18 protein-coding genes are annotated in these 24,628 nt (G+C 72.7%); 10 read left to right on the forward strand and 8 right to left on the reverse strand.

Features of this window, described 5'->3' with window-relative positions; translation table 11 throughout:
- Nucleotides 1-43 precede the first annotated feature (43 nt).
- A complete protein-coding gene (locus ACZ6R6_RS13315; protein WP_470093017.1) occupies nucleotides 44-1,600 on the reverse strand; it encodes an MFS transporter in 1,557 nt (518 codons plus the stop codon).
- A 233-nt stretch (nucleotides 1,601-1,833) separates the two neighbouring features.
- On the opposite strand from ACZ6R6_RS13315, the gene ACZ6R6_RS13320 reads away from it, so the two are divergent.
- From ACZ6R6_RS13320 to ACZ6R6_RS13350, 7 genes are all read left to right on the forward strand, one after another.
- Entirely contained in the window at nucleotides 1,834-3,693 is a 1,860-nt protein-coding gene (locus ACZ6R6_RS13320) for a tetratricopeptide repeat protein (protein ID WP_470093019.1), read from the forward strand.
- Between the two features lie 245 nt (nucleotides 3,694-3,938).
- Nucleotides 3,939-6,281 (forward strand): AAA family ATPase, encoded by a 2,343-nt coding sequence (locus ACZ6R6_RS13325; RefSeq protein WP_470093021.1) that lies wholly within the window; start codon nucleotides 3,939-3,941, stop codon nucleotides 6,279-6,281.
- A 245-nt stretch (nucleotides 6,282-6,526) separates the two neighbouring features.
- Nucleotides 6,527-7,522, forward strand: a complete 996-nt coding sequence (locus ACZ6R6_RS13330; protein WP_470093213.1) for an ABC transporter permease — start codon at nucleotides 6,527-6,529, stop codon at nucleotides 7,520-7,522.
- On the forward strand, nucleotides 7,519-8,430 hold the full coding sequence (locus ACZ6R6_RS13335; RefSeq protein ID WP_470093023.1) for an ABC transporter permease: 912 nt from the start codon (nucleotides 7,519-7,521) through the stop codon (nucleotides 8,428-8,430). Before ACZ6R6_RS13330 ends, ACZ6R6_RS13335 begins: the two co-directional genes overlap by 4 nt.
- A complete protein-coding gene (locus ACZ6R6_RS13340; protein WP_470093025.1) occupies nucleotides 8,427-10,565 on the forward strand; it encodes an ABC transporter ATP-binding protein in 2,139 nt (712 codons plus the stop codon). Before ACZ6R6_RS13335 ends, ACZ6R6_RS13340 begins: the two co-directional genes overlap by 4 nt.
- 13 nt (nucleotides 10,566-10,578) lie before the next feature.
- Entirely contained in the window at nucleotides 10,579-12,315 is a 1,737-nt protein-coding gene (locus ACZ6R6_RS13345; RefSeq protein ID WP_470093027.1) for an ABC transporter family substrate-binding protein, read from the forward strand.
- 62 nt (nucleotides 12,316-12,377) lie between these two features.
- A complete protein-coding gene (locus ACZ6R6_RS13350; RefSeq protein WP_470093029.1) occupies nucleotides 12,378-13,466 on the forward strand; it encodes a winged helix DNA-binding domain-containing protein in 1,089 nt (362 codons plus the stop codon).
- Between the two features lie 20 nt (nucleotides 13,467-13,486).
- Here the strand turns inward: ACZ6R6_RS13350 and ACZ6R6_RS13355 are convergent, their stop codons facing one another.
- The 5 genes from ACZ6R6_RS13355 to ACZ6R6_RS13375 form a co-directional block, all read right to left on the reverse strand.
- Nucleotides 13,487-14,359 carry a 5-oxoprolinase subunit C family protein gene (locus tag ACZ6R6_RS13355; RefSeq protein WP_470093031.1) on the reverse strand — a complete coding sequence of 291 codons (873 nt, stop codon included), beginning with the start codon at nucleotides 14,357-14,359 and terminating at the stop codon, nucleotides 13,487-13,489.
- Nucleotides 14,356-15,228 (reverse strand): 5-oxoprolinase subunit B family protein, encoded by an 873-nt coding sequence (locus ACZ6R6_RS13360; RefSeq protein ID WP_470093033.1) that lies wholly within the window; start codon nucleotides 15,226-15,228, stop codon nucleotides 14,356-14,358. Before ACZ6R6_RS13360 ends, ACZ6R6_RS13355 begins: the two co-directional genes overlap by 4 nt.
- A gap of 10 nt (nucleotides 15,229-15,238) precedes the next feature.
- Entirely contained in the window at nucleotides 15,239-15,994 is a 756-nt protein-coding gene (locus tag ACZ6R6_RS13365) for a LamB/YcsF family protein (protein WP_470093035.1), read from the reverse strand.
- 7 nt (nucleotides 15,995-16,001) lie between these two features.
- Complete coding sequence (locus ACZ6R6_RS13370; protein WP_470093215.1) at nucleotides 16,002-17,513, reverse strand: hypothetical protein; 1,512 nt, start codon at nucleotides 17,511-17,513, stop codon at nucleotides 16,002-16,004.
- A 197-nt stretch (nucleotides 17,514-17,710) separates the two neighbouring features.
- Entirely contained in the window at nucleotides 17,711-17,953 is a 243-nt protein-coding gene (locus ACZ6R6_RS13375) for a hypothetical protein (RefSeq protein ID WP_306866855.1), read from the reverse strand.
- Between the two features lie 743 nt (nucleotides 17,954-18,696).
- Here ACZ6R6_RS13375 and ACZ6R6_RS13380 point away from each other — a divergent pair.
- Together ACZ6R6_RS13380 and ACZ6R6_RS13385 are read left to right on the forward strand one after the other, a co-directional pair.
- Nucleotides 18,697-20,790, forward strand: coding sequence for a SpoIIE family protein phosphatase (locus ACZ6R6_RS13380; RefSeq protein WP_470093037.1), 2,094 nt, complete (start codon nucleotides 18,697-18,699; stop codon nucleotides 20,788-20,790).
- 244 nt (nucleotides 20,791-21,034) lie between these two features.
- Nucleotides 21,035-22,663, forward strand: coding sequence for an RNA polymerase sigma factor (locus ACZ6R6_RS13385; RefSeq protein WP_470093039.1), 1,629 nt, complete (start codon nucleotides 21,035-21,037; stop codon nucleotides 22,661-22,663).
- A 146-nt stretch (nucleotides 22,664-22,809) separates the two neighbouring features.
- On the opposite strand, the gene ACZ6R6_RS13390 is transcribed toward ACZ6R6_RS13385, so the two are convergent.
- On the reverse strand, nucleotides 22,810-23,550 hold the full coding sequence (locus ACZ6R6_RS13390; protein ID WP_470093041.1) for a YaaA family protein: 741 nt from the start codon (nucleotides 23,548-23,550) through the stop codon (nucleotides 22,810-22,812).
- 46 nt (nucleotides 23,551-23,596) lie between these two features.
- Here ACZ6R6_RS13390 and ACZ6R6_RS13395 point away from each other — a divergent pair, with 46 nt between their 5' ends.
- Nucleotides 23,597-24,307: a GNAT family N-acetyltransferase gene (locus tag ACZ6R6_RS13395; RefSeq protein WP_470093043.1), complete on the forward strand. Its 711-nt coding sequence runs from the start codon at nucleotides 23,597-23,599 to the stop codon at nucleotides 24,305-24,307.
- 3 nt (nucleotides 24,308-24,310) lie between these two features.
- On the opposite strand, the gene ACZ6R6_RS13400 is transcribed toward ACZ6R6_RS13395, so the two are convergent.
- Nucleotides 24,311-24,541: a DUF7455 domain-containing protein gene (locus ACZ6R6_RS13400; RefSeq protein WP_306866864.1), complete on the reverse strand. Its 231-nt coding sequence runs from the start codon at nucleotides 24,539-24,541 to the stop codon at nucleotides 24,311-24,313.
- Between the last annotated feature and the right edge of the window lie 87 nt (nucleotides 24,542-24,628).

A 24,628-nucleotide genomic window follows, 5' to 3' on the forward strand; every position in this document is an offset into this window, starting at 1 on the left:
CGTTCCTGCCCATAGATGACCGCGCGGCGGCTGTCCAAACCCGTCAGTCGGAGCTGTCCTGGTCAGCCGATCGGCGGGGGACCAGGAGCGCCACCGCCGTGGCGGTCGCGCCCAGCAGGAACACGCTCACCACCAGCGTGGTGTGCAGCCCGGAGACGAACGCGACGCGGGCCGCGGCCAGCAGCGCGCTCCCTCCGGCGCCGCCGATCTCCTGTGCCGCGTGCGCGGCGGCGGCCAGCGACTGGCGGGCCAGGGTCATCAGCTCGGGGGAGACGCCCGCGACCGGGCCCAGCGAGGGCGCGTAGACGATGGTGGTGATCGTGCCCAGGACCGCCACCCCCAGCCCGGCGCCGAGCTCGTAGGCGGTCTCCTCGATCGCGGCGGCGCCGCCCGCCCGCGACTCGGGGGTGGACGACATGATCGTGTCGGAGGCGGCCAGCAGGGTGACCTGGATGCCGAAGCCGATGCCGACGAAGCAGAGCGCCAGCACCAGCGGGTGCGGCTCGGTCCCCCAGCCCAGCGGGGGGAGCAGGGACAGGGTGGTCAGCGCGAGGCCGCCGCTCATCGTGGCGCGCAGCCCGACCCGGCGCAGCAACTGCGCGCCGGCGAGGCCGCCCGCGACGGCGGCGATCATCAGCGGGAGCATGCGGACCGCGGCCGCGAGCGGGCTGTCGCCGAGCACGAGCTGCAGATACTGGGCGAGCATCAGCTCCAGCCCGACCAGCGCGAAGACCGTCAGCAGCACGGCGGCCACCCCGACGGAGAACGCCCGCCGCCGGAACAGGCCGAGGTCGAGCAGGGGGAAGGGCAGCCGCCGCTGCCTGCGCACGAACCAGGTCAGCAGCCCGGCCCCGCACAGGAACGCCACCACCCCGCCCGGATGGCCCGACCCCGCCTCCTTCAGACCGAAGGCCAGCGAGAGGATGCCGAGCACGGACAGCAGCGCGCTGGGCGCGTCCCACGGCTGCGAGGCGCGCCGACGTGACTCGGGCAGGATCCTGGCGGCGGCGGGCAGCAGCACCAGCAGGATCGGCACGTTGATCAGGAAGACGGCGCCCCACCAGAAGTGCTCGACGAGCAGGCCGCCGATGAGCGGTCCGACCGCGGCTCCGGCCGCCGCCACGGCGCTCCACACGCCCAATGCGATCGCGCGTTCGCGCCGGTCGGTGAAGACCTGCCGGATGATGGAGAGCGTGGCAGGCATGATCATCGCGCCGCCGACGCCGAGGAAGGCCCGCGCGGTGATGAGCGTGAGCGGGGTCGGCGCGAACGCGGCCGCGGCGGAGGCGGCGCCGAAGACGAGGTAACCGGCCAGCACCAGGCGTTTGCGCCCGTAGCGGTCGCCGAGCGTGCCGAAGGTCAGCAGCAGCGGCGCGACCACCAGCGAGTAGACGTCGATGATCCACAGCAGTTCCACCGAACTCGGTTCGAGCGCGGCGGTCAGCGCCGGGACCGCGATGTGCAGGACGGTGGCGTCCACCGCGATCAGCAGGAGACTGAAGCAGAGAAGTATCAGGACCGGCCAGCGGCCGGCCCCGCGCGCCCGCGGATCGCTTCCGTCGAGTGTGGCGCCGGCCACGACCCCCATGGTGGTGGTCATAGGCCGCTCAGGAGTTGCCAGCCTGGACGAACATGCGTCGCAGCTTAGGCGAAGTCCGGCACTGAATGAGACGGCATCGGACGATCGGGTTCACGCTGATATGCACATCCCGTGACGGCGCGCGCGACCTCTCTAGAGAGATACAGGCATATATCCGCCATCTAGGCAAACAGTGATCGCGCACGGACCATGGCGGTCGTGGGGAGTCAGCGCAAGGCGCATGAGCCGTCGTGGTGAGCGGTCCCGTCGGACAGGACTCCGCCGAGGTCCCGTCCCCGCTGGACCCCGGTGATCCGCGCGAATGGTGCGCCGCGGCCGTCGCCTGGCTGGGCCGTGACCAGCCGGAGGCCGCGCTGGAGGCCGCCCGTCAGGCGGTGGACCGCGACCCCCGGGCCGGAGCGGAGGCCGGCTGGGGATACCGCCTGGCCAGCCTCGCCTTCGAACGGCTCGGCCGCGACGCGGAGGCCGTGGCCGCCGCCGAGGAGGCCGTACGGCTGGCGCCCGGATCCTGGGCCGCGCGGCTGCGCCTGGGCACGGCCCTCCGCCGGGCGCCGGGACGCTGGCGGGAGTCGTGGGTCCAGGCGGTCAGGGCCGTCCGCTACGCGCCCGAGGAGCCCGACCCGCACGTCCTCGTCGGCGATCTCGCGCTGCTGCGCGGCGAGCACCGCCGCGCCGAGAGCGCCTACCGCGACGCGCTGCGCCGCCTGGAGGACCACCCCGGCGCCCGGGTCAACCTCGGCCTGGCCCTCCTGCGCTGGGAGCGGCCCCGGGGCCACCACGATCCCGCCTGGCCGGTCGACCCCCGCGAGACCGGCCGGGCCAGGCGGGCCATGGAGGTGTGGTCCCGGCAGGTCCGGGTCCTGCTGGCCGCCTCGCTCGCCGTGGTCGCCGCCGTGGCCTTCGGCCCCGGCATGGTCGCCGAGGCCAGGCTCGGCGGCGCGGCGGTGCTGGCCGCCGTGCTGGCGGTCACCCTCAGGCAGGCCCACCGGGTCAGGCTCTGGCCGTACGTCCCCGGCATGCTCGCCCGCGACCCGTGGCTCGGCATGTCCGTCTCGATCGCCCTGATCGCCGTCGCCGCCTACGTCGCGGCGATCGCCACCCTTCCCCGGACGGTCCCCCCGTTCGTCTTCGGCCCGGCGTCGCCGGGCGGTGTGTGGGCGGTCCTGGCCGGGCTGGTCCTCCTCAACGGTGCGGCCGTGATCGTCCTGCGCGTGCTGGTCGAGGCGTGGCGGGGGCGGCCGGTCAGGGCGCTGGCCGAGTTCACCGCGGCCCACCGGGACCGCACGGCCCGGCGGAACATCGATGTGACCCTCTGGCTGGTGGCGGGCCGCGCGTGGTCGGCGCTCGCCCTGACCGCGGGGGCGGCCCTGCTCCTGGACGGGCCGGGGTGGGCCTCCGCCGCGCCGGCCGTCCCGCTCGCGCTCGGCTGGGCGCACGCCAGGGGAGGGCTGGCCTCCTGCCTGCGCCAGGTGCTCGCCACGGACCGCTGGCTCAAGGTGGCGCTGGTCCTGCTGGTCGCCGCCTCCCTGGCGCTCGGCGTGGCGGCGACGGTGCCGGCGCTGGGACTCGCCGGAGTGCTGGGCGAGTGGTCCTGGCGGGCCGGGCTCGGGGCGCTGGCCGCGCTGGTGGCCGTCTTCGCCGCCAGATCGGCCCGGGCGTGGTGGCGGGGCGTGCCGGGGCCGTGGCGGGCCTCCCTGATGATGTGCGAAAACTGCGGCTCCCGGCTGCCGGGCGACGTCAGGCCCCCGGTGCGGCTCAGCGGGCAGGTGCGCCGCGCCTTCACCCACGCCCGCGGCGTGGTGCTCGCCTACGCCGACCCCACCGGGCCACGCGCCCTGGCCGTCGGCTCGGTCAGCTCGGTCGGCCCGGGCGGCGAGCTCCGCCTGATCGCCGCCGACGACGCGTGGCAGGCGGCCGAGCGCGACCCGCGGGTGGCGGTGTTCGTCGCCGACCCGCTGGAACGCCGGTTCTGGGCCGAGGTGCGCGGCGTCGCGGTCGGCGACGCCGAGGCCGCCGTGCTCCGGGTCACCCCCGAGCACGTCGTGGTGGGCGAGTATCCGGGCCGCCATCAGGGCCGCCTGCGCCCCGGCTGACAGGCCTGGCCGGCCCCGTCGCCCGCGCCGCCCCTTCCCGGCCGGTGACATTCCCCTGCCCGGCCCCCGGCGGCGGGGTGTCTCCCGGGTCGGGACACGCCCCCGGGGCCCGGTGCCCGGACCGTAGGATTCATCCGGTCTCATCCGTTTATCTGATCGTGCCGTACGGCGGCGTGGCGCGTTGCGCAGGCACGCGCAAACGTCTTCCCGGTGCGGTATAACCGGGGGCGGACCGGGGAGGCGTGATGCGGGAACCCGACAGGGCCCGGCCGGCGGGGCGCGCGGCGGCACGGGATGCGTTCGAACAAGTCAGACTGCGTTATTTCCGGCTTTCACCGTTCCTGCGCAGAGTGATCTACGCCGCGCTGCTGATCGGGGCCGTCGTGCTGGCGCTGGGCATGGGCTGGTCGCCGCTCGACGCCTTCCTCGTCGCGCTCGCCCTGCTCGCCTTCGCCGTGCTGACCCTGCGCTTCCCCCGCGGCGCCGCCACCTTGGTGGTGGTGGCCGCCTGGGGGCTGCTCCTGCCGGTCCTCCAGAGCCTGTACGGCGGCGTGCGGCAGCCCTCCACGGCGCTGCTGCTGCTGGCCGTCCTGGTGGCCGGGGCCGCGCACCTCATCCGCTGGGTCCCCCCGTGGCTGACCACGCTCATGGCGCTGGCCCCCGCCGCGGTGGCCGCCCTCGCGCTCACCCCGGTGTCGCCGGCCGTCGCCCTGTGGGCCGCGTACGGCGTGGCGGCCGCGGTGCTGGTCTACCGCTTCGTCCAGGCCCGTCAGGTCAGGGCCGCGCTGGCGGGGGCCGAGCAGCCGGCCCGGCTCCGGGCCCGCGAGGGCGGGCAGCAGGCCGCCGCCTCCGGTGAGCGGGCCGCGCCGCCGCCGATCTCGGTGGAGGAGGCCCTCGGCGAGCTCGACAGCATGATCGGCCTGGCGCCGGTGAAGGAGCAGGTGCGTTCCATCGCCGCCTCGATCGAGGCCTCCCGGCTGCGCAGGGAGGCGGGATACACCACCGATCCGCCGATGCGGCACTTCGTCTTCGTCGGCCCGCCGGGCACCGGGAAGACCAGCGTGGCCAGGACCGTGGCGAAGATCTTCTACGCGTTCGGCCTGCTGGAGACGCCCTACGTGGTGGAGGCCCAGCGGGCCGACCTCGTGGGCGAATACCTCGGGGCCACCGCGATCAAGACCAACGAGCTGGTGGACCGCGCGCTCGGCGGGGTGCTGTTCATCGATGAGGCCTACAGCCTGATCAACTCCGGCGACGGCCAGCCCGACCGCTTCGGCTCCGAGGCCGTGCAGACGTTGCTGAAGCGGGCCGAGGACGACCGCGACCGCCTGATCGTCATCCTGGCCGGATACGAGAAGGAGATGTCGGCCTTCCTGTCGTCCAACCCCGGCCTGTCGAGCCGGTTCTCCGGGCGGGTCCGCTTCCCCAGCTACCTGCCGCAGGAGCTGCTGCAGATCACCGAGCTGCTGCAGCGGCGGCGCGGCGACCGGATGGCCGAGGACGCCGCGCCCGCGCTGCTGGCCCGCTTCGAGGACGTGCACCGGCGCGCGATCGTCGACGAGCTGGGCAACGCCCGGTTCGTGCGCAGCCTCGTGGAGGCCGCCGCCCAGGCCCGGGACGTGCGGGTGGTGGGCGCGGGCGGCTCACCCACCACCGAGGACCTGGTGACCACCTCCGCCCAGGACGTCGCCAAGGCCTTCGACGAGCTCACCGTCCGGTTCCGGGGCTACCAGGCCACGCCCAGCCTGGAGGAGGCGCTCGCCGACCTGGACCGGATGGCCGGGCTGGAGCCGGTCAAGCGGCAGGTGCACGCGATCACCGCACAGCTCAAGGTGGCCAGGATGCGCCAGGAGCGGGGCCTGCCGACCCCGCCGCAGATGCGGCACTTCGTCTTCGCCGGGCCGCCGGGCACCGGCAAGACCACGGTGGCCCGCATCCTGGGCCGCATCTTCGCCGCGCTGGGGCTGCTCACCCAGCCCGACGTGGTGGAGGCCCAGCGGGCCGACCTGGTCGGCCAGCACCTCGGGGCCACCGCGATCAAGACCAACGAGCTGGTGGACCGCGCGCTCGGCGGGGTGCTGTTCATCGACGAGGCCTACAGCCTGATCAACTCCGGCTACGCCGGGGGCGACGCCTTCGGCGCCGAGGCCGTGCAGACGCTGCTGAAGCGGGCCGAGGACGACCGTGACCGCCTGGTGGTCATCCTGGCCGGATACGGACGCGAGATGGACGGGTTCCTGGCGGCCAACCCCGGCCTGGCCAGCAGGTTCGACCAGCGCGTGCTGTTCCCCTCCTACCAGCCTGGCGAGCTCGCCGAGATCGCCGAGCTGCTCGCCGGGCGGTCGGGCGACCGGTTCGACGAGGCCGCCCGCCGGGACCTGGTCGAAGTGTTCACCTGGGTCTGCGGCGAGGGCCTGATCGACGGCCTCGGCAACGGCCGGTTCGCGCGCTCGCTGTTCGAGCGCGCCGCGATGCGCCGCGACGTGCGCCTGGCCGCCCAGCTCGGCGGCACCGCCAGCGCCGCCGACCTGACCACGATCACCAGCGCCGACCTGCGCGCCGCCGTGGACGAACTCGCCGGACGCTGACCCGCGCGCCGCCGGACGCCGGCCGTGCCGCCGGACGCTGACTTGCGCCACCGGGCCGGATCCGGCGGCCGATGACCCGCGCGCCGCGGGCGCGGGCCCGCCGGGCTCGGACCCGGCGCCCGGTGGAACAGGACCGACACCGCCCTTGACTGAGATCGCACCCCTGATTGAGCACTCCCTGTAGTTGAGTGGACGCAACATGTAGCAGGATGGCCATCGACAGCAGGGAGCGCGGAGGGGGGACGATGGCGGGATTCCTTCTTCGTCGACTGCTCAACTACCTGGTGCTGATCGTCGTGGCCACGAGCCTGGCCTACATGCTGGCGGCAGCCGCGCTCGACCCCCGCTCCAACTACGAGGGCCGCAACCCGCCGATCCCGCCGGCGGTCATCGACGCCCGTCTCACCGAGCTGAACCTCAACGACCGGACCCCGCTGTCGCAGCGCTACCTGACCTGGGCGGACGGCGTCGTCCACGGCGACTTCGGCAAGTCGGTGACCGGCGGCTCGGTCAGCGAGGACCTCGGGCGGCGGGTCGGCGTCACCCTGCGCCTGATCACCATCGGCCTGGTCCTGGGCAGCGTCGCGGGGGTGTCCGTCGGCGCCTACGCGGCGGTCAGGCAGTACGGCGCGTTCGACCGGTTGTCGACGGGGGCCTCCTTCGTCGTCCTCGCGGTCCCGACGGTCGTGCTGGCCAACATCCTGATCATCGCCGGGGTCTGGCTCAACGGGCTGTTCGGCACCCAGATCTTCCTGGTCAGCGGCGAGGCCACCCCCGGTCTGCAGGGGGGCCTGCCGGCCCAGGCGGTGGACCGGCTCCAGCACCTGATCCTGCCCACGCTCTCGCTCTCCCTGGGGCTGGTCGCCGTCTACAGCCGCTACCAGCGCAACATGATGCTCGACGTGCTCGGCGCCGACTTCATCCGCACGGCGATGGCCAAGGGGCTGCGCCGCCGTACCGCACTGATCCGGCACGCGCTGCGCACCGCGCTGATCCCGGCGGTCACCTACTTCGCCTTCACCTTCGGCGCGCTGCTGGTCGGCACCACCTTCACCGAGAAGATCTTCGGCTGGCACGGCATGGGCGAGCAGCTCGTCAACTCCATCGCCACCAACGACGTCAACACCGTCGCGGCGATCAGCTGCTTCGCGGCCCTGGCGGTGCTGGCCGCCTCGCTGGCCTCCGACGTGCTCCACGCCGTCCTCGACCCCCGGGTCCGGGTGGGGGGAGCGAGAAGATGACCATCTCCGACGAGGAGCTCGCCGAGCAGCAGGCGGCCATCGGCAGGCTCCAGGCGCCCTCCCGGCTCCGGGTGGTCGGCGCCCACTTCCTCCACTCACCCCAGGGCCGGTTGGGGGCCGCGCTGCTGGCCCTGATGTTCCTGCTGGCCTTCGCCGGGCCGCACCTGGGCAGGTGGACCTACACCGACAAGGACTTCACGGCGTTCCTGCAGCCGCCCTCCGCCGCGCACTGGTGGGGCACCCTGCAGACCGGCGCCGACGTGTACGCGGTGACGCTGCGCGGCATGCAGAAGTCGCTGATCGTGGGCCTGCTCGCCGCGGTGGTCGGCACCACGCTGGCGGCCGTGGTCGGAGCCTTCGCCGGATACTTCACAGGCTGGGCGGACAGGTCGCTGACCTGGCTCACCGACCTGATGCTGGTGCTGCCGGCCTTCCTGATCCTGGCGATCATGTCGCCGCTCTTCGCCGAGGGCCAGTGGCTGCTGTTCGTGCTCGTGCTGGCGCTGTTCCTGTGGATGGTCACCTCGAAGATCGTCCGGAGCATGACCATCTCGCTGAAGGAGCGGGAGTTCATCCAGGCGGCCAGGTTCATGGGCGTGCCGCCGGTGAGGATCATATTCCGGCACGTCATCCCGAACATGTCCTCGCTGCTGGCCGTGGACGCCACACTGAACGTCAGCGCCGCGATCCTCACCGAGACCTCCCTGTCCTATTTCGGCTTCGGCATCCAGCCGCCCGACGTCTCGCTGGGCAGCCTCATCGCCGACGGCGCCAAGACGGCCGTCTACGCCCCATGGACGTTCTGGTTCTGCGCCGGGCTGCTGATCGTCACCGTGCTCGCGGTGAACCTCGTGGGCGACTCCCTGCGGGACGCCTTCGATCCCGGCGCGAAAAGGGGCGGACAATGAGAGAGTGTGGCGAGCGCCAGGCGGGCACGGGGGTCCGGCCCGGACCGGCCGGCCCGGTCCTCGAGGTGACCGACCTCAGCGTCACCTTCGGGTCCGGACCCGGCGCGGTGCGCGCCGTGCGGGGGGTCAGCTACGCGGTCCGCCCGGGAGAGGTGCTCGGCATCGTCGGCGAGTCGGGGTCCGGCAAGTCGGTCACCTCGCTGGCGGTGATGGGCCTGCTCCCGCCGCACGCCCGCGTCGCGGGCTCGGTGCTGCTGCGGGGCCGGGAGATCCTCGGGGCGGCGGAGAAGACGCTCACCGCGTTCCGGGGCAAGACGATCTCGATGGTCTTCCAGGACCCGCTGTCCGCGCTCACCCCGGTCTACCGGGTGGGCGACCAGATCGCCGAGGCCGTGCGGATCCACCAGAAGGTCACCAGGCAGCGGGCCGCGGAGCGGGCCGTGGAGCTGCTCGACCTGGTCGGCATCCCCAACGCCGCGCAGCGCGCCAAGGCGTTCCCGCACGAGTTCTCCGGCGGCATGCGCCAGCGCGTGATGATCGCGATGGCGATCGCCAACGACCCCGACGTGATCATCTGCGACGAGCCGACCACCGCGCTCGACGTCACGATCCAGGCCCAGGTGCTGGAGGTGCTGAAGCGGGCGCAGCGGGAGACCGGCGCGGCGATCATCCTGATCACCCACGACCTGGGAGTGGTGGCGGGGTCGGCCGACCGGGTCCTGGTCATGTACGCCGGGCGCGCCGTCGAGGTCGGGGCGGTGGACGACGTCTACTACCGCATGCGCATGCCCTACACCATGGGCCTGCTCGCCTCCATCCCGCGCCTGGACCGGGGCGGCGGGCAGCCGCTGGTCCCCATCGAGGGGAACCCGCCGTCGCCGGCGGCGCTGCCGCCCGGCTGCCCGTTCGAGCCCCGCTGCCCGATATCCGTCCCGGCCTGCTCCGACGCGGAGCCGGCGCTGGAGCAGGTGGGCTCACCCGGGCATCTGGCCGCGTGCATCCGCTCGGGCGAGATCGAGGCGGAGGGCTGGTCGCCGGCCCAGGTCTACCACGCCGGGACCGGCGGGCGCGCGGCCGGCTCTCCCGAGCCTCCCGCGGCTCACGGGCGGCCCGTACGGCCGCCGCGCGAGGAGCGTGAGGTGGTCCTGGCGGTCGAGGACCTGGCCAAGCACTACCCGCTGCTGAAGGGGTCGGTCTTCCGGCGGCGGATCGGCACGGTCCACGCGGTGGACGGCATCAGCTTCGACGTCCGCAGGATGGAGACGCTCGGCCTGGTCGGCGAGTCGGGCTGCGGCAAGACGACCACGCTGATGGAGATCCTGGAGCTGACCAGGCCGCAGCGGGGCACGATCGTGGTGCTGGGACACGACACGGCCACGCTGGGCGCCCGCGACCGGATGGCGGTCCGGCGGGACGTGCAGGTCGTCTTCCAGGACCCGCTGGCCTCGCTGGACCCCAGGATGACCGTCTACGACATCATCGCCGAGCCGCTGCGCACCCACGGGAGGAAGGACCCGGGGCCGCGGATCCGGGAGCTGCTCGACCTGGTCGGCCTGGAACCCGGCCACGCCGCCCGCTACCCGCAGGACTTCTCCGGCGGCCAGCGCCAGCGCATCGCCATCGCCCGGGCACTCGCGCTGGAGCCCCGGCTCCTCGTGCTCGACGAGCCGGTCTCGGCGCTCGACGTGTCCATCCAGGCGGGTGTGATCAACCTGCTGGAGGGCCTGAAGCGCCGCCTGGGCCTGTCATACCTGTTCGTGGCGCACGACCTGGCCGTGGTCCGGCACATCGCCGACCGGGTCGCGGTCATGTATCTCGGCAAGATCGTGGAGATCGGCCGGGCCGACCAGGTCTACGACAGCCCGATGCACCCCTACACGCAGGCGCTGCTGTCGGCGATCCCGCTGCCCGACCCGGAGAAGGAGCGTTCCAGGAGGCGCATCCTGCTCGAGGGCGACCTGCCCAGCCCGGCCGACCCCCCCTCCGGCTGCCGCTTCCGCACCCGCTGTCCGAAGTTCAAGACCCTCGACGAGACCGGCCAGGCGCGGTGCGTGAACGAGGAGCCCCCGATCCGCCCGTTCGGAGCCGATCACGGTGCCGCATGCCACTTCGCCGAGAAGCTCAAAGTCGTATAAACCAGGAGGAACCGTGATATCAATCCGGCGCGTGGGCGCGTTCGCCGCCGCCCTGAGCGTGGCCGGCTCGCTGACTCTGGCCGGCTGCGGCAGTCAGAACGGGGGCGGAGAAGGCGGCCGGAGCGGCGCGGGAGGGGAGTCGTCGCCCGGTTCCGCCTCGGCGGTCAAGGCCTACGACATCAACCCGGTCCCCCGCGACCGGGTCCGCGACGGGGGCCTGCTCCGCTGGGGCCTCAACGAGTATCCGACCAACTGGAACCTCAACCACGTCGACGGCAACCTGGCGATGGTCAAGAAGGTCATCGACGCGCTCATGCCCTCGGCCTTCCGCTCCGACGAGAAGGGGGAGATCTCCGCCAATCCCGACTACCTGCTGGAGGGGAAGGTCACCGAGACCAAGCCCAAGCAGGTCGTCCGGCTGAAGCTCAACCGGAGCGCGAAGTGGTCCGACGGCAAGCCGATCACCTGGGAGGACTACCGGGCCCAGTGGCAGGCGATGAACGGCAAGAACGGCGACTACCGCGTCGCGGGCGTCACGGGTTACAAGGACATCGAGAGCGTGGAGCGGGGCGCGGACGACTACGAGGCCGTCGTCACCTTCGCCAAGCCCTTCGGTGACTGGCAGTCGCTGTTCGGGCCGCTGTATCCCAAGTCCACCAACGCCACCCCCGACGGGTTCAACAGCGGATGGCTGAACAAGATCCCGGTGACCGCGGGCCCGTTCAAGTTCGTCTCGTTCGACCAGACGGCCAAGACCGTCACCGTCGTCAGGGACGACGCCTGGTGGGGCGACAGGGCCAAGCTGGACCAGATCATCTACCGGGCGCTGGAGAGCGACGCGCTGGTCGGCGCCTTCAGCAACGGCGAGCTCGACACCTTCGACGTCGGTCCGTCCGCGCCCGACTACGCCCGGGCCAAGAGCAGCCCGGGCGCCGTTGTGCGGCAGGCGGCCGGACCCGACTTCCGGCACATCACGATGAACGGCGAGAGCGCGGCGCTCTCCGACGTCAACGTCCGCCGGGCCGTCGCGACGGCCATCAACCGCCAGGCCATCGCCCAGTCCGACCTGCAGGGCCTGGACTGGCCGATCGTCCTGCTGAACAACCACTTCTTCATGAACACCCAGGAGGGCTACCAGGACAACGCGGGCGCGGTCGGCGTCTACGACGTCGAGAAGGCCAAGCGGGCCCTGGACGCCGCCGGCTGGAGGCTGGAGGGCCAGACCCGCAAGAAGGACGGCAAGGAGCTGACCCTGCGCTTCGTCATGCCGTCCGGCCTGCAGCTCACCAAGTCCGAGGCCGAGCTCGTCCAGAACATGCTGGCCCAGGTCGGCGTCAAGGTCACCCTCCACGCGGTGCCCAGCGACGACTACTTCACCAAATACATCATCCCCGGCAACTACGACATCACCGCCTTCAGCTACGTGGGCACGCCCTTCCCCATCTCCAGCGGTTACGGCCAGTACGCCAACGCCACCAAAGACTCCAAGGGCCAGCCGCAGTGGAACGCCAACCTCGGCCGGATCGGCTCCCCGCAGATCGACGCCGCCATGGGCAAGGCGACCGCCGAGCTCGACGACGCCCAGGCCATCGCCGACACCAACGCCGCCGACAGGCTGATCTGGGAGGCGGTGAACGTGGTGACGCTCTACCAGCGCCCGCAGAACGTCGCGGTCAAGAACACCGTCGCCAACTACGGCGCCCGCGGCTTCTACGACCTGAGATACCAGGACATCGGCTTCGTGGGCTGACGCCGTCCGGCGCCGGACGGCCGATATGCGCTCTGTCAGGGCGACGGTGTAGAAAATGGGCCATGGCTATCTCTGTGACCTGGCCCCAGGTGCTGGCGTGGCGGCTGGGACGGCAGTTCGTCGACCCGGTGGCCGGGCCCGACGCGGTGTCGGTGGTGCGGCGGCTCACCGGGGTGCAGGCCCAGGTGGCCTCCTCGGCGGAGCTGGCGGTGGCCGTACGGCACGCCGCCCCCCGCCCCGGCGAGATCGACCGGGCCCTGTGGCAGGAGCGCACCCTGGTCAAGACCTGGACGGCGCGCGGCACCCTGCACCTGGTCCCCGCCGACGAGCTGGCCTCCTACACCGCCGTCCTGGGCGCCTTCCGAAACTGGGACAAGGGGTCCTGGCAGCGTGGCCACGGCGTCACCGCCGCCGAGGTCGCCGCCATCCTCGACGCGGTCCCCAAGGCGCTCGACGGCCGCACGCTCACCCGCGAGGAGCTGGTGGAGGGGGTCATCGAGGTCACCGGCGACGCCCATCTCAAGGAGGCGCTCACCTCCGGCTGGGGCGCCCTGCTCAAGCCGCTCAGCTTCCTCGGCGAGCTCTGCTACGGCCCGCCGCGCGGGAGCAAGGTGACCTTCGTCAGCCCCCGCGACTGGGTGCCCGGCTGGCCGGCGGAGCCGCTCTCGCCGGAGGAGGGCGGCGTGCGCCTGGTCCGGTCCTTCCTCGGTGCCCACGGTCCCGGCGCCCCCGAGACCTTCGACACCTGGCTCTACCGGGGCGCCGCGCGCAAGGCGATGCTGCGCGGCTGGTTCGCCGACCTCGCCCCCGAGCTCGCCGAGGTCGAGGTGGAGGGCCGCCCCATGGTCGTGCTCGCCGAGCACCTCGACGACCTGGTCACGGCCCGGCCGTCCACCGGGGTCCACCTGCTGCCCGGCTTCGACCAATACATCCTCGGCGCCCCCCGCGACCTCGAAGCCCTCCTGCCGAAGGAGGCCCGGCCCAAGGTCAGCCGGGCCGCGGGCTGGATCTCTCCGGTCGTGGTCCACCAGGGCCGGGTGGCCGGAGTCTGGGAGGCGAAGAACGGCGAGATCACCCTCGACCTCCTGGAGGACGTCCCCGCCGCCGCCCTGGCCGCCGAGACCCGCCGGGTCGCCGCACTCCTGGCCTGAGCCCGTCGCCGGCCGCGTGCTCAGGCCCGTTCCCGGCCGAGGCGGAAGCGGACCCGGTCGCCGGGGCGGAGCTGGGCGGCGCCGGCGAGGTCGGCCGAGACGAGGACGGCGATCACCGGATAGCCGCCCGTCGGTGGGTGGTCGGCGAGGAAGACGATCGGCCGGCCGTCGGGCGGCACCTGGAGGGCGCCGGCGACCATGCCCTCGCTGGGCAGCTCCCCGCCGCGGGCGCGCTCCAGGCGGGCGCCCTCCAGCCGCACGCCGACCCGGTTGCTGTCCTGGCTCACCAGATACGGCTGCGCGCACAGGGCCGCCAGCGCCCCGGAGACGAACCAGTCGTCGCGGGGGCCCGGCAGGACCCGCAGCACATCGGGCCGGGCGGCGGGGGTCGGCGCCGCGTCCACAGTGATGGGGGGCAGGGCGCCGGTCGGCCCCACGGGCAGGACCGTGCCGGATCGGAGCGGAGCGGGGCCGAGGCCGGACAGGGAGTCGGTCGAGCGGCTCCCCATGGTGACGGGCGCGTCGACGCCGCCCCGGACCGCGACGTAGGTCCGCAGGCCGGTGGGGGGGAGCGCCACCCGCAGCTCGCCGCCCGGCGGCACCCAGAACGGCGCGGCCATCCCCGGCCGGACCATCCCGCCCGGCCGACGCAGCTCCAGCGGGCAGGGGGCGCCGGTGACGGCGGCCCAGGCCCCGCCGGTGAAGCGCAGCCGGGCGCCGCCGAAGGTCAGCTCGATCCCGGCGGCGCCCTCCGGATTGCCGACCAGCCGGTTGGCCAGCCGCAGGCTCGGCGCGTCGGCGGCGCCGGAGCGCGGCACGCCGAGGTGGCCGTGGCCGGGACGGCCGAGATCCTGCACGGTGGCGTACGGTCCCGGCGCGACGACCTCGATCATGGGCCGGTGACCGCCCGGAAGCGCACCCGCGTGCCCGGGGTCAGTACGGCGGGCGGGTCGGCGCTCACGTCCCACACCGCCATGAGGGAGTGCCCGAGCAGCCGCCAGCCCCCGGGCGAGGCCGAGGGGTAGACCGCCGAGTAGGGGCCGGCGATCGCCACGGAGCCGGCGGGCACCGAGGTCCGGGGGGTGGACAGCCGGGGCACGTGCAGCACCGGGTCCAGGCCGGTGAGGTAGGCGAACCCCGGGGCGAAGCCGAGCCAGCCCACCACCAGCTCCCGCCGGGTGTGTCGCTCGACCACCTCTCCGGCGGACAGCCCGCTCAGGGCGGCCACGTCGTCCAGGTCGGCGCCGTCGTAGACCACCGGGACCGTCACCGTCCTCCGGGCGGCGGGGGAGCCGGCTCCGGCCTCGCGCGCCGTACCGAGCAGGAGGGACAGGTGGGAGCGGAGCCGGGACAGGTCGGCGCCCGGTGCGACGACGAGAACGGTCGCCGGGCCGGGCACGATCTCGACCACCCCGGCCGGCCGGCCCTCCCGCAGGAGGGCGTCCAGCCGGTGGGAGACCTCCAGCGACCCGGTCTCCACCAGCAGGGCGTGCTCCCCGGCCCGGCGGATCGGCCCCCCGCGCCCCCGGACTCCCTCGGCGGGAGTCTCCGCGGGGGTCTCCGCCGGGACGGAGGCGCCTTCCCCGGAGCTCTCCTCCGCCCCGAGGGGCGCGCCCGCTCCCTCCGGGCGGTGCTCCGGCGGCTCCGAGGGGCGGGCGTCGCCGGGGTGTGCTCTCTCCGGGCCGGCCGGCGGACGGCGCTCCGGTGCTCGCGCGGGGCGGGCGTCGCCCGGGTCGTGCCGGGGGAGGGGCCCGCCGGTCACCGCTTTTGCCTCACGTGAACGCCTTCAGCGTCACCCCGGCCGCGGCCAGGCCGTCACGGACGGCCCGCGCCAGCAGCACGGCGTCAGGGGTGTCGCCGTGCACGCAGATCGAGCGGGCCTCCACCGGGACCTGCGAGCCGTCCACCGCGGTCACCGTGTGGGCGGTCGCCATGCGCACCGCCCGGGCCGCGACCTCGGCGGGGTCGTGCAGCACCGCGCCGGGTGAGCGGCGGGGGACCAGGGCCCCCGAGGGGGTGTAGGCGCGGTCGGCGAAGGCCTCGGTGACGGTGGCGACGCCCTCCCGGGCGGCGATCTCATGGACGGCTGAACCGGGCAGGGTGAGCACCGGCAGGCCGCGGTCGTAGTCGGCCACGGCCTCCACGACCGCGTCGGCCTGCTCGGGGTCGCGGCAGATCCGGTTGTAGAGCGCGCCGTGCGGCTTGACGTAGGAGACCCGGCCGCCCATCGCCCTGGCGATCCCGTCCACCGCCGCCAGCTGGTAGAGCACCTCGGCGCAGAGCTCCTCCGGGTCCACCTCCATCTCGCGCCGCCCGAACCCGGCCAGGTCCCGGTAGGAGACCTGGGCGCCGATCGCCACGCCCCGGTCCACCGCCGCCGCGCAGGTGCGGCGGATGGTCAGCGGGTCACCGGCGTGGAACCCGCAGGCGATGTTCGCGCTGGTCACCAGGTCGAGCAGGGCCATGTCGTCGCCCAGCCGCCAGATTCCGAAGCCCTCGCCGAGGTCGGCGTTGAGGTCGATCATCATGGCTCACCTACATCGGAGGCTCGTCGGGAATGTCGGCGATGTCGTCGAGGGCGATGGCCAGCTCCTCGGGGTCGTCACCGATCCGTTCGGCGATCTCGATCAGCACGTGCAGCACGTCGTGCCGGTCGTGACCGAGATCCAGCAGCCGCTGGGCGGCCTCCCACAGCTGCGGCGGGTCGCCCTCCCAGAGCCGGCCGGCGATCTCCTCGTGCCAGGCGAGGTGCTCGTCGTAGTCGGGCCGGTCGAGCTCGCCACCGTGGTCGATGCCCAGCAGGACCCGCCGGTCGGTCTCGTCGGCCGGGTTGAGCAGGTCGAGCTTGATCTCGCCGTGCGTGCCCTGCAGGAACGGGAAGGCGAACACCCGCCGGGCCAGCGCCGACAGGTCGCCGTCCGGCAGCAGCCGGTCCAGCAGGTCGCGGTCGAGGCCGAAGGTGGTCGGGTCGCGGTAGGTCTCGGCGAACCTGGCCGTGGCCTCCCAGATCCCGTCGAGCGTGGCGCGCAGGCCCTCCTCGGCCAGGCCGGTCCGGCGCGCGGCGAAGCGTGCCCAGGCCCCCAGCACGTAGGGGACGGCCTCCTGCTCGGCCGGGCTGAGCATGACCTTGCGCGGCAGCCAGTCGAGCAGGAACGTCTGGCACTTGGTCGGGCTCACCCGCAGTGGGCGGCCGAAGTCCTGGTCGCAGCCGTAGTCGATGATGTGGTCGGCGCACCGCGAGGCCGCCGACGGGTCCGACAGGTGCTCGGCCGCGTCCGAGGAGAGGAACTCCGCCGCCAGCATCGCCCGGCGGTCGCGGCTGTAGGGGGCCTCGCTGTGGAGCGGGGCCGGACGCTTGCGGCCCGGCGGCAGGGCCTTGATCCGGGACCGGGCGAAGGCGTGGTAGGCGCTGTAGCTGTCGCTGACCGGCGCGGTCGTCCTGCGGTCGCCGTATTCCACGGTGGCCTTCATCGCCGACTCCAGCAGCGCCCTGGCCTGCTGCGGCTCGATCTCCTCGAACCTCAGCATCGGGTTGGCCTCGGCCTCGGCCCCGGCCTGCTCCAGGAGCTTGTCCACGTGTGAGGAGACCCAGGCGTCGCGGGCGATCCCCCGCATGTTGTAGTCGACGACCACGACCAGCGCGTGCCGGTCCTCGCCGCTGTCGGCGCCGCGGTAGGCGAAGGTGCACACCACGGTGTCCTGGTCGCCGTAGGCGTCGCGGGAGACGTAGCAGCCGGCCGGCTTGACCGCGCCCAGCCGGTCGGCCCAGCGGGGCCTGGCCACGTCGCGCTCGATGAGCGCCAGCGCGGCGCCCTCGGCCTTGGCGGCCTGGCGGGCCGTGCCGAGGTAGGCCAGCGCGATCAACAGGGTCAGCGCGGCGGGGGACCCGGCCTTGGCGGCGTAGTCGACCAGCCCCTCGCCGAGGACCTGCTCGGCGTCACCACGTCGCAGGCGCCGCCCCCACCAGGCCCCGACCATGTCGGAGACCATGAGCTCGGCGTCCAGCGGGCTGCGTACGGCCAGCAGTTCGCGAGCGGCGAGCAGCATCTCGGAGAACACCTCGTCCGGGGACTGGCTCTCCCTGGGGTCTCGACGGTGTCGCCGGCTCAAGCGGTCTCTCCCGTCGGCCGTATGAGCCCAGTGCCGCCGCGCTGATTGGCTCGCTCGCTCCGCTCGCTCACGTCCCAACCTTCTCGCATTCCCGGGCCAGACGGTGCGTGGAACACGGCCCGGTGATCCCGATGTTACCGGGGACTTCGCGGTGGCGGCGCGGAGTTCACGCGGGCGAGCAGATGCTCGCGGGCCACGCGCTCGATCACCTCGGGTGTCGCGTCGACCCCCAGATGCTCGGCGCAGGCCCTCACATCGGCCACGCACCGTGCCACGGTGCCGAGGGGGACGGTGAGGAACTCGGAGGCCAGACGGGCGCTCACCGGGTCCTGGAACGTCGTTGTGCCGCCGGTGAAGCGGATGGCGAGTGCGGGCATGGGCGTCGCATTCCTCCGGGTTTCCCGGGGGGCATCCCCCGGATGGACGGCGGGGACGTGCGTTCTCATTCCACAACTTATCGCGCGAGTGTCAACCCTTAAGTGGGCGACATGCGAAGCTGACCCCAACCCTGACTCGATTTGTCGACCCGGGAGTAAACGAGTGTTCGCGAAGGGGCAGCCAAATCGCCAATCAGTCAGTAGCCTGATCTTGCTTGGGACGCTGAAGGAGATGAGGTGGGCAGTTGTCGGGACGGTCCGGCTTGATCCTGCTAGGGTCCTGGCCGCATACGTTCGAAGGCGTCAGCGATGATCACGCTGACGCCCCGGGAGGGCGGTGGGGGCGGCGTCACGCCCAGGCCGGCGCAGGTCGGCGAGGGCGAGGACGTGAAGCGGGCGGGAGCGTCCGGGAGCGGGCCGCCCGCACCGCGGTGCGGCCGTCGCGGCGACCCCTGGAGGGGGGCGGACGCGATGGGGGGCGGCACCGCCGTCCCGCTCCGGCGCGATGCCGGTCGGGTGGTGCCCGGGCCGGGGATCCGGCGCGTTAGCGTGGGGGGCCCGGGCTTCGGAACCGGGAGCTCCGCGGGATGCGCCGACCGCATCATGGGCGGGGCTTCCGTCCGCATGCACCCATCGCTGATGATGTACTGCAGGATCCGGTCCCCCGGAGCTGCGCTACGCCAATTCGCAAGTTTGGAGATGTGCCTCGTGGGAGACCCTGGCACGCGACGGAGGTGCCGACCGTGAGCGCCGAAACCTCCGTGCCCCGTCCCCGGGAGTCGGGTGTGGACATCTCAGACCCCGCCCTGTTGCAGGGCCTGTTGTCGCAGTCGCCGTTCGCCTTCGCGTTCTTCGACCCCGACGGCCGGTTCCAGCGCGTCGACGAGGTCTTCGCCGACGTGGTCGGCCTGCCGGTCGAGCGCCTGGTCGGCCGGGCCCCGGGCGAGCTGCTCTCCGCCGACCTCACCGCGCTGGTGGAGGGGTCGGTCCGCGGCGTCGTCGAGGGGACCGGGGTCGAGTCCGACCAGCGGATCCGGGTGCGCACCTCCGACGGGCAGACCCGTCACTGGTCGCTGACCTTCTCCCCGATCCACGACGACAAGGGCGCGCTGCGCGCGGTCTGCCTGGTCGGCGTGGACATCACCGACAGCAGGCAGGTCGAGGAGGACCTGCGGCGCAGCGAGGAGCGCTACCGCTCGCTGGTCGAGGCCCAGTCCCAGCTCGTGTGGATCACCGCCCCCACCGGGGCCGTGGCGGAGGACGCGCCGCAGTGGCGCGCCATCACCGGCCAGGGCCTGGAGGAATACCTCGCCCACGGATGGCTGGAGGCCGTCCACCCCGACGACCGCCCGCACGCGGAGGAGGCCTGGCGCGAGGCCCTGCGCGGCCGGACCATGTTCGAGTGGAACTACCGGGTCCGCACCCGGGCCAGCGGCTACCGCCACTTCGAGGTGCGCGCGGTGCCGATCATCCGGCACGGCCGGGTGGTCGAGTGGGTGGGCGCCAACACCGACGTCACCCCGCAGCGCGAGGCCGAGGAGATGCGGGGCAGGCTCACCGACCAGCTCGGCGCCGCCGCCCTGCGGACGGCGCGGCTGCAGGGCGCCACGGCGCAGCTCGCCGAGGCGCTCACCGTCGAACAGGTCGTCCAGGTCATCATCGACGTGGGCCGTACGGCGCTGGCGGCCGACCGTTCGGCCGTGGCCCTGCTCGACGTCGAGCGGGCCGCGCTGAAGCTGGTCAACAGCGGCGGCATCCCGGACGTCCCCGGCGCGCCCGGCGAGGAGATCCCGCTGTCGCACTCCAGCGTGATGACCATGGCGGTCAACAGCCGCCGCCCGGTCTTCGCCGAGTCGCCCGACAGCCTGCGCGCCCAGCTCGTGGACGCCGGCGGCGACGAGGAGACCGTCACCGGCTTCATCGCCCACAGCGACGAGCGGGCCTGGGTGGGCCTGCCGCTGCTGGCCGCGGGACGCGCGCTCGGCGCGCTGCGCTTCTCCTTCACCCGTCCACAGAAGATCTCCCAGGAAGACGGGGTGTTCCTGGAGGCGCTCGCCGGGCAGTGCGCCCTGGCCGTGGAGCGGGCCACCCTGTTCGAGCGCGAGCACCGCACCGCCGAGACGCTCCAGCGCAGCCTCCTGCCCGACCGCCTGCCGGTGGTGCGCGGCCTGGTGCTGGCCCAGCGCTTCCGCTCGGGCAGCCGCCACGTGCAGGTCGGCGGCGACTGGTACGACGCGTTCGTGCTGCAGGACGGCCGGGTCGCGGCGGTGGTCGGCGACGTCATGGGCAAGGGCGTCAAGGCCGCGGCCGGCATGGGCCGCATCCGCAACGCCATGCGGGCCCTGGCGCTGACCAACCCGCCGCCCGCGGCGGTCCTCACCGGCCTGGACCGGGTCTTCGAGGCCACAGAGGAGGAAGAGCAGGTCACGACCCTCGCCTACATGGTCGTGGAGCCCGGCACGGGAGAGGGCACGCTGGCACTGGCCGGCCACCCGCCGCCCCTGCTGGTCTCACCGCAGGGCATGCCGCTGCTGTGCGAGGGCGAGCCGGGCACTCCGCTCGGCTGGCCGACGAGCCGCAGGCAGTTCCGCTTCTGCGTCCCGCCCGGCCACACCGCCGTCCTGTATTCGGACGGTCTGGTGGAGAACCGGAAGCGTGGGCTGGATGCCGGACTTGCTGAACTTTGCTCTGTTGTGACCGAAGCGCCACCCGAAGTCGTGGGAAGCCCGCACATGTTGCTGGATTTCCTCGTTGATCGGATGCTGTCAGGATATGAGCAGGATGATGACGTCACGGTGCTGGCGATCCACGTCCCTCCGGCCACGAAGAGTGACTGAATGAAACAGTCATAACGGTTGCTTTCGGGTATCGGTGCCCCGCTTCCGTACGCACTACTCTCTTGGTCGGCCTAGGGTGGAGGGCAACCGCCAGGAGGCGGCCGTATGGATCACGGTGTCGTGTCACAATGCTGGACAGGTGCGTCGCGGTTCGCGCGGCCTCGTTCATCATCACAACTAGAGGTAGTCGCCCCTAGTGGGCATCTGGGTCCATTCTCGTCACGCTTTCCTTCGAGAGGTGTTCGTGTCGCCTGCAAGTTCGACTCGCTCGAAGCCATCCGAGCTGAACGAGCCCGTCATTCAGCAGCTGATGGAGCGGGGGCGCTCGCAGGGGTTCCTCGAGTCCGAGGATGTCCGCAAGGCCGTCGAGGAAGCGGACATCCCGATGGCGCAGGTCGCTGGAATCCTGCGTAGCCTCAGCAAAGAGGGCATCACCGTACGGCTGACCGCTGAGGACTCCGCGGCCCCCAAGAAGTCCCGGACTTCGAACAAGCGCCGCACCCCTGCCGCTCCCGCCACCGTCAAGAAGACCAAGACCGCCGCGGCGGCCAAGGAGCAGCCGGAGACCGTCACCGCGGTCGTCGGCGGCTCCGAGCCCGCGCCCGCGGCCAAGAAGCCGACGGCTCCCGCCAAGAAGGTCGCCCCGGCTGCCAAGAAACCGATCCCCGGTCCGCCGAAGAAGGCCGGACCCGAGGCGCCCGCGCCCACGGCCAAGTCCGAGCCCAAGCCGAAGGTGGCCGGTGGCGAGGACGACGAGGTCATCGAGCTCGAGGACGACGTCGAGATCGAGGACTTCGACCTCGAGGTCGAAGTCGAGGTCGAGATCGAGGCTGAGACCGAGGTCGAGGTCGAGGTCGAGGAGGAGCCGAAGGCCGGGGCCGTCGAGCAGAACGAGGACGAGGTCCTCATCCTCTCCGACGACGACGACGACGCTCCCGTGCCGCAGGTCGCCGCCGCCGGTGCCACGGCCGACCCGGTCAAGGACTACCTCAAGCAGATCGGCAAGGTCCCCCTGCTCAACGCCGAGCAGGAGGTCGAGCTCGCCAAGCGCATCGAGGCCGGCCTGTTCGCCGAGGAGCAGCTGGGCACCGACGGCGACAGGCTTCCGGTGGACGTCCGCGCCGAACTCGAATGGATCGCCGAAGACGGGCGCCGGGCCAAGAACCACCTGCTGGAGGCCAACCTCCGTCTGGTGGTCTCGCTGGCCAAGCGCTACACCGGCCGTGGCATGCTCTTCCTGGACCTGATCCAGGAGGGGAACCTGGGTCTGATCCGTGCGGTCGAGAAGTTCGACTACACCAAGGGCTACAAGTTCTCCACCTACGCCACGTGGTGGATCCGGCAGGCGATCACCCGGGCCATGGCCGACCAGGCGCGGACCATCCGCATCCCGGTCCACATGGTGGAAGTGATCAACAAGCTGGCCCGCGTCCAGCGGCAGATGCTGCAGGACCTGGGCCGCGAGCCGACCCCCGAGGAGCTGGCCCGCGAGCTCGACATGACCCCTGAGAAGGTCGTCGAGGTCCAGAAGTACGGCCGTGAGCCGATCTCCCTGCACACCCCGCTGGGTGAGGAGGGCGACAGCGAGTTCGGTGACCTCATCGAGGACTCCGAGGCGATCGTCCCGGCCGACGCGGTCAGCTTCACGCTCCTGCAGGAGCAGCTCCACTCCGTTCTGGACACGTTGTCCGAGCGCGAGGCGGGCGTGGTCTCGATGCGCTTCGGCCTGACCGACGGTCAGCCCAAGACGCTGGACGAGATCGGCAAGGTCTACGGGGTGACGCGCGAGCGCATCCGGCAGATCGAGTCCAAGACCATGTCCAAGCTCCGTCACCCGTCCCGGTCCCAGGTCCTGCGCGACTACCTCGACTGAGACTCCGCGGCACAGGGCCCGCGCCACACGGCGCGGGCCCTGTCGCGTTGCGGCGGAGCGGCGGCCCGCTGCCCCGGCCTCGGGACGGCGCGCCGGCCCGGCCTCCGGCCGGAGGAGGAGATCCGCACCGGCGGCCGCGCCGCGGGTCACACCGTGATGTCGAGGTTCCACGGCCGCCTGCCGGTGGGGGGCGGGTCGAGCGTGACGGTGTGGCCGAGGTCGTCCAGAATCTTGACCAGCTCCTCCGGCGTCTGGGGGTCACAGCCGGCCTCCAGCAGGGAGCGGGCGACCACGCCCCGGGTGGCCTTGGCCATGTGGGTGACGACCTTGCCGTCCCTGAAGACCCGCACCGCGGCCGCCCGGCCGCCGGGCTGCCAGGCCGCCGCGTAGCTGCTGGAGCGCAGGTCCACCACCAGGCCGGGCCGGGCGTCCAGGACCGGGGTGACAGCCCGGCGCCAGTAGGCTCCCAGCCCACCCACCGGCGGCAGGCGCACGCCCATGGCCAGGCGGTACGGTGGCACCCGGTCGTCTATCCGGAGCAGGCCCCAGAGCCCGGAGAAGATCAGAATGCTCTCCGCCGCCCGCCCGGCCGCCCCGGGCGACAGCGAGGCCAGGCCCAGGTTGTCGTAGAGGACGCCGGTGTAGAGCTCGGCGGCCGTCAGGGTGGGCGCGGTCCGCAGCGCGCGGTCCTTGTCGAGCTCGCCGAGCTGTCCCGGCGACAGTCCGAGCACGGCCGGCGCCTCGGGCCTGTCGCAGAGCGCGGTGAGCGCCTCCACGACGGCCTCCCTGGAGGAGTTCAGGGAGGGGAAGCTCAGCCGGGACAGGTCGAGAGCGGGGCCGTCGCCCAGCTCGGCCTTCCCCTCTGACGGTGGTAGCAGAATCAACACAGTCGCCGAGCGTAGTGCGGGGGGCGGGGAGCTAGGATCTCCGGCCATGAACGACGACGTTTTCGACCGCCTCGTCGACCGGGCCTGGCCGGCGTTCCACCGGGTGGACGTGGGCGGATGGGTGCTGCGCGCCGCGGACGGGGTGACCAAGCGGGCCAACTCGGTGCTGCCGCTCGGGGAGCCGCAGAACCTGGGCGCGGCCGTCGCCGAGGCGGAGAAGTTCTACGCCGACCGGGGGCTGCCGTGCGTGTTCTCCGTGGGCGCGGGCGCGTCCGGCGGGCTGGACGCGGAGCTGCGGGCGCGTGATTATCGGATGGTGGACCCCACGCTGGTCATGACGGCGCCGCTGGCGCACGCCGTACCGGCCGGGGGAGGGGTCGAGCTCGTGCCGGCGCCCTCACAGGCGTGGCTGGACACCTGGTGGAGCGTGGACGGGAGGTTCGGTGACGAGGGGCTGGCGAAAGCCGAACGGATCCTCACCGGCGTGCCCGCCGTATACGCCTCACTGGGACGGCAGGCCGTCGGGCGGGGTGTCGTCCAGGGAGAGTGGTTCGGGATCTACTGCATGGCCGTGGCGCCGGAGGCCCGGCGCCGGGGACATGGGCGGGAGATACTGCGGGCCCTGCTCTCACATGCGTGGGAGCAGGGCGCGCGGAAGGCATATCTCGTCGTGGTGGAGTCGAACACCGCGGCCCGGTCCCTCTACGGGCAGCAGGGCTTCACGGTGTCCGGCCGATATCACTATCGGGTCCGGTGATTCCTACCGTTCGTCATTGTTCGCGGTCGAAGGGGTGTCGCTGAGGCGTGCCGACTCGTCCTGGATGTCGGCGCCCTTGGCTCGGAGCACAGCTACGTGCTGCCGCCCGTGGTGGGCGCAGAAGAGCAGCTCCCCACCTACGGGCAGGGTTGCGCGGATGTAGGCCTGGGCGCCACACCGGTCACAGCGGTCCGTGGCCTTCAGCTGCTTGGCGGGGGCGAGAGTTCCAGTCACGTATCGCCTTTCAGGTCATCCCCGTGTGGAGGATCTGGCGTCAGTCACTTGAGAGAACATCTAACCCGATGCGAACGTTCCCAACCG

The sequence above is a fragment of the Streptosporangium sp. NPDC048886 genome, assembly GCF_055586905.1.